General features: G+C 51.4%; 9 protein-coding genes. 6 read left to right on the top strand and 3 right to left on the bottom strand.

What is annotated here, in order from left to right; translation table 11 throughout:
* Window positions 1–52: 52 nt before the first annotated feature.
* On the bottom strand, window positions 53–691 hold the full coding sequence (locus tag CBR65_RS06080; protein ID WP_087466033.1) for a TetR family transcriptional regulator: 639 nt from the start codon (window positions 689–691) through the stop codon (window positions 53–55).
* Window positions 692–962: 271 nt separating this feature from the next.
* Here CBR65_RS06080 and CBR65_RS06075 point away from each other — a divergent pair, with 271 nt between their 5' ends.
* From CBR65_RS06075 to CBR65_RS06050, 6 genes are all read left to right on the top strand, one after another.
* Window positions 963–2,123: an efflux RND transporter periplasmic adaptor subunit gene (locus CBR65_RS06075; RefSeq protein WP_087468942.1), complete on the top strand. Its 1,161-nt coding sequence runs from the start codon at window positions 963–965 to the stop codon at window positions 2,121–2,123.
* Between the two features lie 6 nt (window positions 2,124–2,129).
* On the top strand, window positions 2,130–5,282 hold the full coding sequence (locus CBR65_RS06070; RefSeq protein WP_087466032.1) for an efflux RND transporter permease subunit: 3,153 nt from the start codon (window positions 2,130–2,132) through the stop codon (window positions 5,280–5,282).
* Complete coding sequence (locus CBR65_RS06065; RefSeq protein ID WP_304441688.1) at window positions 5,279–6,715, top strand: efflux transporter outer membrane subunit; 1,437 nt, start codon at window positions 5,279–5,281, stop codon at window positions 6,713–6,715. The genes CBR65_RS06070 and CBR65_RS06065 overlap by 4 nt, the downstream gene beginning before the upstream one ends.
* A gap of 188 nt (window positions 6,716–6,903) precedes the next feature.
* Window positions 6,904–7,473: a TetR/AcrR family transcriptional regulator gene (locus CBR65_RS06060; RefSeq protein WP_087466030.1), complete on the top strand. Its 570-nt coding sequence runs from the start codon at window positions 6,904–6,906 to the stop codon at window positions 7,471–7,473.
* A gap of 11 nt (window positions 7,474–7,484) precedes the next feature.
* Window positions 7,485–8,609, top strand: coding sequence for an efflux RND transporter periplasmic adaptor subunit (locus CBR65_RS06055; protein WP_087466029.1), 1,125 nt, complete (start codon window positions 7,485–7,487; stop codon window positions 8,607–8,609).
* Between the two features lie 15 nt (window positions 8,610–8,624).
* Window positions 8,625–11,699: a multidrug efflux RND transporter permease subunit gene (locus CBR65_RS06050; protein WP_087466028.1), complete on the top strand. Its 3,075-nt coding sequence runs from the start codon at window positions 8,625–8,627 to the stop codon at window positions 11,697–11,699.
* Between the two features lie 42 nt (window positions 11,700–11,741).
* On the opposite strand, the gene CBR65_RS06045 is transcribed toward CBR65_RS06050, so the two are convergent.
* The gene (locus CBR65_RS06045; RefSeq protein ID WP_087466027.1) at window positions 11,742–11,987 is read right to left on the bottom strand and encodes a zf-HC2 domain-containing protein; all 246 of its coding nucleotides are present in this window, start codon (window positions 11,985–11,987) and stop codon (window positions 11,742–11,744) included.
* Window positions 11,981–12,628 (bottom strand): RNA polymerase sigma factor, encoded by a 648-nt coding sequence (locus CBR65_RS06040; RefSeq protein WP_087468941.1) that lies wholly within the window; start codon window positions 12,626–12,628, stop codon window positions 11,981–11,983. Before CBR65_RS06040 ends, CBR65_RS06045 begins: the two co-directional genes overlap by 7 nt.
* Window positions 12,629–12,643 lie beyond the last annotated feature (15 nt).

Here is a 12,643-nt window from a genome sequence, read left to right as displayed (position 1 = left end):
ACGGGTGAAGACTTCCTGAAGGGCCACCTTACCTATTCGAGGGTTACTTGCGCTAGTGTTTTTTTAACAGGTGCGGGCTGTGTTGCAACATGGAGAAATAACTGTCCACCATAGTCTCAGCAGTATTTTCCAGGTCGAAACTGCCGGGCATGAACAGCCAATGGCTGATAAGCCCCATGACCAATCCCAATTTGGCGATGGCTGCCTGTTGAACATCAAGATCCGCCGGTAACTGTTTGAGTGCAATTGCTTTTTGCAGGCATTGCTCGGTGTGTTGCAGGTATTCGAAACAGGCCGCCTGGCGACGCAATTCAACTTGCCGTGTCTCATCATTGAGTTCACATTTATGAAACAAAATGGTCAGAACTCGCCGCCGCCTGGGGTTGCGGGCACTTTCTTTGAGAACCTGAACGAAGAAATCCCGCAGTTTTCCCAAAGGGTCTTTTTCATTCGGGTCGGTACAGGCTTCAGAGAGGCTTTCCAGCGGCAGGCGAACCCGATCAGCCATAGCCTCAAACAGGTCGCCTTTGTTTTTGAAATGCCAGTAAATAGCGCCGCGCGTCATATTGGCGGCTTCTGCCACGTCCATCAAGCTGGTTTGCGAGAAGCCTTTATCAAAGAATACTTTTTCCGCCGCATCCAGTAATTGGCTGCGGGTTTCCAGTGCATTCTCTTTTGTTTTGCGTGCCATAACAGCTTTTCCGAAATTCGTTTAACATTCAGGCATGAATGTATGTTGCCGATGAATTTGTACAAAGATGGTAGTGGCTGTCAAGATTTTTTTAATTAGTGGCTTTTTTAACGTTAATTTTTGCAAAGAAAAGCGGTTTTACGTCGTTTTCGGCGTTTGGTTGTTGAAACTGAACGGTCATTCAGTTTTAATCGGAAACATACACAAATGTATGTTTTCCGCTTTCTCAATCCCCACTTATCTCATGGATCATGTTTTGGAGAGGTTCACCATGTTGTTACGCAGCAGAAACCTGACGCTTTTGGCTTTAGGACTTCTAGGTATGTTTTTGTCCGCCTGTGACTCAAACGAGTCGAGTAATGCCGGTGCCGGACAGGGGCCCGTTGAAGTAGGGGTGGTGACCATTTCGACCACGGATGTTCCGCTCGTCGCTGATCTACCGGGCCGAACTACTGCCTATCGCCGAGCGGAGGTGCGCCCGCAGGTGACCGGGATTATCCAGAAGCGTTTGTTTGAAGAAGGCTCCGACATCAAAGCCGGTACGCAGCTATATCAGATTGATGAAGCGACCTATCGGGCGGCACACGCAACCGCTAAAGCGGAACTGGCGCGTGCAGAAGCCAACTTGCTGGCTGCCGAAGCCCGTGAAAAACGCTACAAGGATCTGGTGGCCGCCAAGGCGATCAGTCAACAGGATTACGATGATGCGCTGGCCAGCCTCGGCCAGGCGCGCGCCAACCTGGCAGCCGGTAAGGCTGCGGTAGAAACGGCGGCCATCAATTTGAAATACACCAAAGTAATCGCCCCCATCAGCGGGATTATCGGCAAGTCCTCGGTGACGGAAGGTGCGCTGGTTACCGCCGGTCAGGCGGATGTGCTGGCAACCATTCAGCAACTGGACCCCATTTATGTCGATGTTTCCCAATCTGTCGATGAGTTGTTGGCCCTGCGCCGCCAGATGATCAAAGGCAATGTAGCCGGCGTTGACGAAGCCAGGGTTCGTCTCGTACTGGAAGATGGCTCGGTATACGAGCACGAAGGTGTGTTGCAGTTTTCTGAAGTCGGCGTCAATGAAACAACTGGCACCGTCACGTTGCGGGCACTATTTCCCAACCCTGACCGGTTGTTGTTGCCCGGTATGTTTGTGCGCACTGAATTGCAGGAAGGCTTGCGCAATAACGCCATCCTGGTTTCCCAGCGCGGCGTAACACGCGACCGTTCTGGTGGTGCCACCGCGTTGGTGGTGGGTAAGGACGGCACCGTTGAGCTGCGCCAGTTAAAAACCAGCCGGACGGTAGGTGACCAGTGGTTGGTTGAAGAAGGCTTGGCCGTGGGTGATCAAGTGATTGTGGAAGGTTTGCAAAAAGTGCGTCCAGGTGCACCGGTTAAAGCCGTGCCTGCACAGATCGCTGCCGACAAGACCGGGGAGTAATTCAGTATGGCGAAGTTTTTTATTGATCGCCCGGTCTTTGCCTGGGTTATCTCGATCATCATCATGCTGGCCGGTACGCTTTCCATTGTGAAGCTGCCTGTGGCCCAGTATCCCGACATTGCGCCGCCGGCAGTCAGCATCCGCGCAACCTATCCGGGTGCGTCTGCACAAACGGTACAGGACACCGTGATTCAAATCATCGAGCAGGGGCTGACCGGTATCGACAATGTGCAGTATATGTCGTCCACCAGTGACTCCAGTGGTATCGGTGAAGTCACCGTGACGTTTTTGGCGGGTACTGATCCTGATATTGCGCAAGTGCAGGTGCAAAATAAACTGCAAACCTCCATGCCTTTGTTGCCGCAAGAAGTTCAGCAGCAGGGCGTGCGCGTAACCAAATCTTCGGCGGGCTTCCTGATGGTTATCGGTTTTGTATCCGCCGATAACAGCATGGATAAATACGATATTGCCGATTACGTTGCTGCCAATGTGCAGGACCAATTAAGCCGGGTTAATGGTGTCGGGCAAATTACACTGTTCGGTTCACAGTATGCGATGCGCATCTGGTTGGATGCCGATAAATTGGCAACTTACGGTTTGGTTACCAGTGATATCACCGACGCTATTCGGGCGCAAAACGCGCAAATTGCCGCGGGTGAATTAGGCGGTGCACCGGCGGTCCCCGGCCAGGAAATCAACTCCAGCATCGTGGTGCAAACGCGTCTTTCTACACCGGAGGAGTTTGGTAATATTCTCTTGCGCGTTAATCAGGATGGCTCACAGATTCGCCTGAAAAATGTAGCGCGGGTTGAATTGGGTGGTGAAAACTATTCCTTTGAAACGGAATACAATGATCAGGCTGCGGCGGGTATGGCAATCACGCTCGCATCGGGTGCCAACGCATTGGATACCGCCAACGCGGTGCGTGAACGGATTAACGAGTTATCAGAATTTTTTCCGCCCAACCTGGAAATTGTTTATCCCTACGATACAACACCGTTTGTAAAGCTTTCGATCAACGCCGTTGTGCATACCTTGATTGAAGCCATCATCCTGGTGTTCTTCGTGATGTATCTCTTCCTGCAAAATTTCCGCGCAACCTTGATTCCTACCATTGCGGTACCGGTAGTATTGCTGGGGACATTTGCAGTCTTGTCTGCCTTCGGATTTTCAATCAATACGCTCACCATGTTTGCGATGGTGCTCGCCATCGGCTTGTTGGTGGATGATGCGATTGTGGTGGTGGAAAACGTCGAACGGGTAATGGCGGAGGACGGGCTGTCACCACGGGAGGCTACACGAAAATCCATGGGGCAAATTACCGGTGCCCTGGTTGGTATTGCGTTGGTGCTCTCCGCTGTGTTTGTGCCTATGGCATTTTTTGGTGGCTCTACCGGTGTTATTTATCGCCAGTTTTCTATCACGGTTGTGTCCGCGATGATTTTGTCGGTGGTGGTTGCCTTGACGTTAACGCCAGCACTTTGTGCAACGATGTTGAAGCCGGTCAGTCACGATCACTATGAAAAAGGTGGTTTCTTCGGTTGGTTCAACCGCAACTTTAATCGTGCGACAAACAAGTATCAGTCCGGTGTGCGCAACATGATCGGCAAGACCGGCCGCTACATGCTCATTTATGGGGTGATCGTCCTGTTGCTCGGCTTTTTATTTACTCGTCTGCCGACATCATTTTTACCCGATGAAGATCAGGGCATCATGTTCACGCAAATGACGCTGCCTGTCGGAGCAACAAAAGAACGTTCCATCGGCGTGATGGATCAGATCGAAAAACATTATCTGGAAAGTGAAAAAGATACGGTCCGTTCGGTGTTTTCCGTCATCGGGTTCAGCTTCAGCGGTCGTGGCCAGAATAACGGTATTGCCTTTGTGGGGATGAAAGACTGGAGTGAACGTGAAGACGACGGGCAGGATGTACACAGTATCGCCGGTCGCGCGATGGGCGCATTTTCACAGATCAAGGACGCCATGATTTTCCCCTTTGTACCGCCTGCGATTACACAATTGGGCACCTCATCCGGTTTCAATTTGCAGCTACAGGATCTGGGTGGTTTAGGGCACGATGCCTTGATGGAGGCACGTAACCAATTTCTCGGTTTGGCCGCGCAGGATTCGCGTCTGGTTGGCGTGCGCCCCAATGGCCAGGAAGATAATCCGCAATACAAGCTGGATGTAAACCAGGAGAAAGCCGCCGCGTTGGGTGTGTCCATTGCTGATGTGAACAATGTCTTTACCACAGCGTGGGCGCCGAGCTATGTCAACGACTTCATCGATAACGGTCGCGTCAAGCGCGTGTACGTGCAAGGTGATGCGCCTTTCCGTATGGTGCCGGACGATGTCGGCAATTGGTATGTGCGCAACAGTCAGAGCGAGATGGTGCCCTTGTCGGCGTTTACGTCTGGGCGCTGGATTTACGGTTCGCCGCGGCTGGAGCGTTACAACGGTGTGCCATCGTTAAATATTCTGGGGCAGGGTGCTCCGGGTATCAGTTCCGGTGATGCCATGCTGGCTGTCGAAGACATCATGACCAAATTGCCACAGGGTATTGGTTATCAATGGACAGGTATGTCTTTGCAGGAGCGTGAATCCGGCAACCAGGCGCCCTTGCTTTATGCATTGTCCATCCTGGTGGTGTTTCTCTGTCTGGCTGCGTTGTATGAGAGCTGGTCAGTACCCTTTGCGGTCATGCTGGTGGTGCCGCTCGGTGTGTTGGGTGCGGTGCTCTTTGCGATGATGCGCGGTATGTCCAATGATGTTTATTTCCAGGTGGGTTTGTTAACCACCATCGGCCTTGCATCGAAGAATGCGATTTTGATCGTGGAGTTTGCCAAGTCGCTTTACGAGGACGGCATGGATTTGATTAAGGCTACTATGGAAGCTGTGCGTATGCGCCTGCGTCCCATCATCATGACCTCCATGGCCTTTATGCTCGGCGTCACGCCGCTGGTGATCAGTACGGGGGCAGGTTCTGGAAGCCAGAACGCGATTGGTACCGGCGTATTCGGCGGCATGTTGTCCGGCACCATCCTTGCCATTTTCTTTGTCCCGGTATTTTTTGTGGTGGTATTTCGCTTGGCTCACCGTTGGTCTGGTAAGGCTGATGCTGCACCGGTTGCCACAGATAAAGATTCAGGAGCGCAATGATGATAAATCGCATCATAAAACCCTTGTTGTGTGCGAGCAGTTTGCTCGCCCTGGCAGCCTGCAGCATGGCGCCGCATTATGAACGCCCCGATGCACCTGTAGCACTGAATGAGACGGCGCAATCAGAAAAAATGGCTGCTGATATTGGTTGGCGAGACTTTTATCGCAACCAACAGTTACAGACATTGATTGAGCAGGCGCTGGAAAATAACCGCGATTTGCGGGTGGCAGCATTAACGGTGGAGCAGGTGCGTGCGCAATACCGTATTCAGCGCGCACAGCTTTTGCCGACACTGAATGCTACTGGCAGTGGCACACGGCAACGTGTATCGGAGGCCATATCTGAAACCGGCGAAAGTTATATCGCTGAGCAGTATGCTGCTGGTGTGGGTATCTCCGCTTACGAACTGGATTTGTTCGGCCGCGTGCAAAGTTTGAAAAATGCAGCGCTTGAACAATATCTTGCCACTGATCAAGCGCGCAAAAGTACGCAATTAAGTCTTGTAGCAGAAGTGGCTGACGCCTATTTTACCTGGGTGTCCAACACAGAACTTTTGTCATTGACGGAAAACACCTTAAAAGCACGGCAGGATTCTTACGCGATGGTCAAACGGCGCTATGACTCCGGTCTGGCTTCGGAGCTGGATTTGAGTCAAGCGGCCACCGCATTACATTCTGCCCGTGTGGATGCAGCGCTTTATCAACGGCAATTGGCCACGAGTTTTACAGCGCTGGAAGTATTGGTGGGCACGTCGTTGGATGCTGACAATTTACAGACTGTCTGGAACGACGAGGTGATGCTTGCTGACTTACCCGATGCCGTGACCTCTGAGGTCCTGTTGCAGCGACCTGATATCTTGCAGGCGGAATATAATTTGCGATCCGCTAATGCGAATATCGGTGCGGCACGTGCCGCATTTTTTCCGCGCATTTCATTGACTGGAAGTTATGGAAATGCGAACCCTGAGTTGGATAATTTATTCGACAGCGGGACACGCGCCTGGAGTTTTTCACCGCAAATCACCCTGCCGATTTTCGCCTGGGGCGCCAATGCAGCGAACCTTGATGTGGCCAGGTTACAAAAGGATGTGAATATTGCGGTTTACGAAAAAGCGATTCAAACCGCGTTCAAGGAAGTGCGCGATAGCCTTCAATCCCAATCGACCCTGGACGCTCAACTGGAGGCCCAGCAAGATTTGGTAACGGCGTCAGCACGCAGTTTTGAATTGGCGGAATTGCGCTATCAACGCGGTGTGGATTCCTACCTTGAAGTCCTCGATTCCCAGCGCAGTTTGAACACCGCTCAGCAAGCATTGATTACCATGCGGCTGGCCAAATCGCGCAACCAACTGACGCTATACAAAGCGCTGGGTGGTGGGTTGCAGGAGCACACGGCTGACCAGGAAACCAATCAGGTCAGTTTTATCCCCTGATTATGTAACGGAAATCTCCATAGTGATGCCTTGCCGTTTGTTGATGGCATGGCATCACTGATCAATTATTTCCTGTCATCTATTATGTCTTTTTGACAAAGCTCAACTATTCTGTGAATGAACCTTCATTCACAGCTAAATGCACAGTACCCAATTGTGTTATCCAAATTCCATTACCTGAGTTCTCTATGAATAAACGCGAAGCTATTTTGCAAGCCACGTTGCACTTGCTGGCCCATAAGGGATTCCATGGTTTTTCCATCAAACAGGTTGCCGATCTGGCGGGTGTCGCGGCGGGGACGGTGTATCTCTATTTTAATGATCGGGAAGATCTCATCCTGCAATTGGACGCCCAGATCATGGAGCAGGTTGCACAGCATATTTTTGCTGACCATGATCCACGTCGACCGCTGTTCGATCAATTCCACCAGCTATGCATGAGTTTCTGGCGCTTCTTTAAACAAAATCCTGAAATTTTGCTCAGCAAGAATCAATTTGATCATCTGCCGCCGGATGTACTGCGTAATCGCCACGCAGATGCCAAAACAATCTTCTATCCTTTAATAACCTTTTTTGAAAGCGGGCGAGCTGATGCCAGTTTGAAAAACCTTCCCAATGAAGTTTTATTTTCGCTCGCGTTTGAACACTTTTTTGCACTGGCGCGGAACGCCATGATCGGTTTGATTGATATTGATGACGTGATGCTCGAAGACATTGTCCTGGCCAGTTGGGACGCGATCACAGCAGTGGAATCCTGAGGGGAATAGCCATGAAAAAATGGATGCTATGGATGTTGGTGGGTGCCGGTTTGATCTTTGGCAGCGTATTTGGTTTTTACGCATTCAAGCAGGTCATGATCGGGAAATATTTTGCCTCGTTGCCGGTGCCTACTGTGCCGGTCACGGCTGTACAGGTGAGTGCGAGTGATTGGGTTCCGACAATCGACGGTATAGGCTTTATCGAGCCGGATCGCGGCGTCACGCTCAGTGCCTCGCTGGCGGGTCTGGTCAGTAATGTCTTGTTCGAGTCGGGACAAGCGGTAAATGAAGGTGACCTGCTGGTTCAGTTGGATGCTGACAAAGAGCGCGCGGATTTACAGAGCGCCCAGAGTCGTCTCGCATCGGTGAAAAGTGAACGTGATCGGCTGGCACAACTTGCCCAAAAATCCATGGCGTCGCGCAGCCAGGCAGATCAGGCCGAAGCCGCCTACGATGCGCTGCTCGCGGATATTGATAGTTTAAAAGCGACCATTGCGCGGCGGGAAATTCGTGCGCCTTTCAGTGGCATTACCGGTATTCGCCAGGTCAACCTCGGTCAATATCTCCAGCCTGGTGCCGAAGTGGTGCGGTTGGAGAATATTGATGTGATGCGCATTCGTTTTATTGTGGCCGAACAGGATTATCCATACATTCAATCCGGCATGTCGATCAGCCTGGATATTTCAGCATTTCCTGAGCGGCAATTTGAGGGCACCATTACCGCCATCGAACCTGCCGTAGATTACAAATCCGGTGTGGTGCAAGTGCAGGCAACGATTCCAAATGCCGATAAATTATTACGCGCCGGTATGTACGCCACCGTAAAAATTTTCCAGCCGACGCTCGCCAATCAAATTGTCATCCCGCAAAGTGCAATTACATTTACGCTCTATGGCGAAACAGTCTATGTGATTGAGACGGTTACACCGGAAGATGGTGGGGAAACCTACGACACGGTGCGTCTGGCTACAGTGGTTGTCGATCAGCGCAGTGGCAGCAATGCATTGATTACCGAGGGGTTATCTATCGGTGATCGAGTGGTAACGTCAGGACAATTAAAACTTTCCAATGGTGCGCGCGTCAGCATTGTCGAAGACAAGACGCTGGCACCCCGCGAACAATTACCGCGGCGTTAAGGCCAGGAGGTCGATATGCGTTTTACGGATATTTTTATACGCCGCCCGGTGTTGGCGGTTACGGTGAGTCTGTTGATTCTGTTGCTGGGCACCCAGGCACTGTTCAAGATGCAGGTGCGGCAATACCCGGAGCTGACCAACACGGTGATTACCGTAACCACCGCCTACTATGGTGCGAGCGCTGATTTGATCCAGGGGTTTGTGACGCAACCGCTGCAACAAGCGGTTGCCGAAGTGGAAAATATAAACTTCGTACAATCCCAAAGTATGCAGGGCGTCAGTACGGTCACTGTACATATGCAACTGGATTCAGATCCGGACGCAGCGCTTGCTGCAACGCTCGCCAAAGTTAACAGCGTGCGTGCGACATTACCGGCTGATGTTCAGGACCCGGTGATTACCCGCAGTACCGGTTCAACCACGTCCATTGTTTATCTGTCATTTTCCAGCGACAAGCTTAACGCCAGTCAAATTACGGATTACCTCAACCGTGTTGTGCAACCACAGTTGGTTACCATTCCTGGTGTCGCCAAAGCGAACCTGATGGGTGGCAGCGCGTTTGCAATGCGTATCTGGCTCGACCCGCAACGCATGTCAGCATTGAACCTCAGTGCGCGCGAAGTGCTGGGCGCATTGCGCGCAAATAACTACCAGGCGGCACCGGGTGAAATCAAAAGCGACTGGTTTTTATATAGCGTTGATGTGCAAACCAGCCTTACCAGTGTGGAAGAATTTTCCAGTTTGATTGTGGCAACCCGGGACAATGGCGTGGTGCGCCTGCGTGACATTGCCAAGGTAGAGATGGCCGCAGGACGTGTGTCGCTGAGCGCAACTGCCGATGGCAAAGAAGCGGTGCTGATCGGTATAGACCCGACCCCTAAAGGCAATCCGCTGGATATTGCACATGCCGTGCGTGAAAAATTACCGGAGTTGCAGCGCAACATGCCGGATACCATTGAAATGAAATTGCTCTATGACGCAACGCTGGTGATTGAAGAATCTATCTATGAAGTTGTGAAGACAATCGCCGAAGCCGTCATCATTGTGGTTGTGGTGATCTTCCTGTTCATGGGTTCCTTGCGTGCGGTGTTGATTCCGGTGGTAACTATTCCGCTATCCCTCGTTGGGGTAGCTATGTTGATGCAGCTCATGGGATTTTCGATCAACCTGTTGACCTTGCTGGCGATGGTGTTAGCCATTGGATTGGTGGTCGATGACGCAATTGTCGTGGTGGAAAATGTTGATCGTTATTTGAAGATGGGTGAAACGCCGTTTCGTGCGGCGATCATCGGCACGCGGGAAATTGCAGTGCCGGTTATCACCATGACGATTACCCTCGCAGCGGTATACGCGCCCATTGCTTTATTGGACGGGCTGACCGGCGCTTTGCTACGGGAGTTTGCATTAACGCTGGCGGGTGCGGTATTTATTTCCGGCATCGTCGCGCTAACCTTATCGCCGATGATGAGTTCAAAGTTATTGCGACACAGCAATCAGGACAACAATTTTGAGGCCAAGGTGCATCGGGTACTGGATAAGCTCGATCAAAAATATTCAGGCATGTTAGACGCCGTATTGGCCAAGCGTCCGGTGTTCGTCGTCTTCGCGCTGATCGTGCTGGGCAGCCTGCCGTTTTTATTCAATATCATCACCAACGAATTGGCCCCGGCAGAAGATAACGGCGTTGTGTTTGTAATGGCGACTGCACCGGATAACGCCAACCTTGATTACATTGAAACGCATATGGCCAAAGCCAGTGCTATGGCAACCAAAGAGCCAGAGGTAGTTACAGCGCTGACAATTTCCGGTGTGCCAGCGTCTAACCAAGGCTTGGCCATTGCGCCCATGGTGCCCTGGAGTCAGCGCGAAGCGAGTGATCAGGATTTATTAAAACGCTTGTCGCCACCGATACAAAGTATGCCGGGCGTTTCTGCGACGCCCTTTGCGCTGCCACCGCTGCCCGGCGCGTCGAGCGGATTGCCGGTGCAATTTGTTATCACCAGCCCCGGCGATTATCCAACACTTTATGCAGTTGCACAGGACGTGCAGGCGGCAGCCAAGGCCAGCGGTCTGTTTATTTTTAATATGATCGATCTGAATTTCAGTGCGGCCAATATCAATGTCAGTATCAATCGCGAAAAAGCCGGTGCCTATGGTGTCACCATGGAAGAAATTGGTTCGACCCTGGCGCTGTTGATGGGAGATGGCTATGTCAATCGCATCAACATTGAAAGTCGCAGTTACGAAGTTATTCCGCAGGTTGAGCGTATCGATCGCCTGACGCCGGAAGCCATCGGCGAATATCATGTGATGTCGGCGACCGGTACGCCGGTGCCGTTAAAAAATCTGATTGATTTTGACCTGACAGGTAAGCCGCGCAGCTTGCCGCAATACAATCAGGTGAATGCAGTAACTCTGAGTGCGGTGTTATTTCCCGGCACGGGTATGGGCGAAGCGGTGGCCTTTTTACAAGCGCAGGCAGAGAAATCCTTACCCAAAGGGTTTAGTTATGATTTTCTGGGTGAGTCGCGGCAATACGTTGAGGAAGGCTCCGCACTGTACATGACGTTTTTGCTCGCCTTGTTGATTATTTATCTGGTACTTGCGGCGCAATTTGAAAGCCTGCGCGATCCCCTGGTGATTCTGGTGTCGGTGCCGATGGCAGTATGTGGGGCACTGCTGATGCTGGGCTTCGGATTGGCGAGTATGAATATTTATACCCAGGTAGGATTGATTACACTAGTCGGTTTGATCAGTAAACACGGCATCCTGATGTGCGAAGTTGCCAAGGAGCAACAACTGCATCATGGTCTTGATCGTTTCGAAGCGATTCGTCTTGCTGCTCGTATTCGCTTGCGTCCGATCCTGATGACCACGGCGGCCATGGTAGCCGGTTTGATTCCGTTGCTGTTAGCCACCGGGGCTGGTGCCATGAGTCGTTACAGCATTGGATTGGTATTGGTGGCGGGGTTGTCGATAGGAACATTGTTTACTTTATTTGTGTTGCCGGTGGTGTATACCTTCCTGGCATCAAGCCATAAACCGCTTCAGGTTTTTGAAGAATCCGCTCCCCACACTGAATCGCATTAACTGAATAACACTGAGCACCGACTTGGCCGGTGCTCAGTGTCATCAGGATTTTTTTTCCGTTTCGATTCTCTGCAAAACCCGGTGATAAATCGCTTCAGTATCGATATCGTTCTTTTCCTGTTGAACCGTATTTTTTACCAAGTGGCGAGTCAAGCGCAGGTGCCGCATGAATCGGCGGCAGTGGCTGCACATCATCAAATGCAAACGAATTTGCCAACGCAATCTCGCATCGGTCTGGTTATCCAGATAATCACTGGCGCGGTTGGCTACGTCTTTACAACTTAGCATTGGCCGGTCTCCTGATAACGATCAATCGCTTGCATCAACGACAAACGTGCGCGATGTACCAATACTCTGATGTTTGCGCTACTCACGTGTAAGATCTGGCAAATTTCATCAAATGTCTGCTGTTCGATATCGCGCAAAATAAAGGCTGCTTTCTGCATGGGGGGCAAGAGATTAAGTGTATTCGTAATACAGGTTTGCAACTGTTGTTCTTCCATCAACGCTTCCGGTGATTCCTGGCTCCAGTGTGCCGGTGCCTGACGCCAATGACCGTCAGGTTGAAAATTGGCTGCGTCCAGATAACTGCCTGGTGTATCTCCATCCAGCATCTCAAGCGACACCATGCGCGATTCCCGTCGCAGTCGCGCTTTAGCTTCGTTGCTGACAATAGTCAAAATCCAGGTCTTCAGCGAAGAGCGACGTTCAAAGCGGGGTAGTGCGGTATATATCGAAGCCCAGGCTTCCTGAACTACATCCTCAGCAAACACATCACCCACAATTGCTCGGGCAACTGTCAGCATCAGTCGCTGATAGTTAGTAATTAATTCACAGAAGGCGCGCTCGTCACGTTGGAGCAAGCGCTCGATCAGTGAAGCATCATCTACCGCGCCGGGTGTGACGGTATCATTTGTCGGAAGAGGCATTGGAACGGGTACACA

It is taken from the genome of Cellvibrio sp. PSBB006 (assembly GCF_002162135.1).
Lineage (GTDB): Bacteria > Pseudomonadota > Gammaproteobacteria > Pseudomonadales > Cellvibrionaceae > Cellvibrio.
This window is presented reverse-complemented; position numbering and strand designations above follow the sequence as displayed.

Excerpts from the sequence above, each read along its gene's own strand:
- CBR65_RS06080 (WP_087466033.1), bottom strand. The coding sequence starts at position 691 with ATGGCACGCAAAACAAAAGAGAATGCACTGGAAACCCGCAGCCAATTA.
- CBR65_RS06075 (WP_087468942.1), top strand. The coding sequence starts at position 963 with ATGTTGTTACGCAGCAGAAACCTGACGCTTTTGGCTTTAGGACTTCTA.
- CBR65_RS06070 (WP_087466032.1), top strand. The coding sequence starts at position 2,130 with ATGGCGAAGTTTTTTATTGATCGCCCGGTCTTTGCCTGGGTTATCTCG.
- CBR65_RS06065 (WP_304441688.1), top strand. The coding sequence starts at position 5,279 with ATGATGATAAATCGCATCATAAAACCCTTGTTGTGTGCGAGCAGTTTG.
- CBR65_RS06060 (WP_087466030.1), top strand. The coding sequence starts at position 6,904 with ATGAATAAACGCGAAGCTATTTTGCAAGCCACGTTGCACTTGCTGGCC.
- CBR65_RS06055 (WP_087466029.1), top strand. The coding sequence starts at position 7,485 with ATGAAAAAATGGATGCTATGGATGTTGGTGGGTGCCGGTTTGATCTTT.
- CBR65_RS06050 (WP_087466028.1), top strand. The coding sequence starts at position 8,625 with ATGCGTTTTACGGATATTTTTATACGCCGCCCGGTGTTGGCGGTTACG.
- CBR65_RS06045 (WP_087466027.1), bottom strand. The coding sequence starts at position 11,987 with ATGCTAAGTTGTAAAGACGTAGCCAACCGCGCCAGTGATTATCTGGAT.
- CBR65_RS06040 (WP_087468941.1), bottom strand. The coding sequence starts at position 12,628 with ATGCCTCTTCCGACAAATGATACCGTCACACCCGGCGCGGTAGATGAT.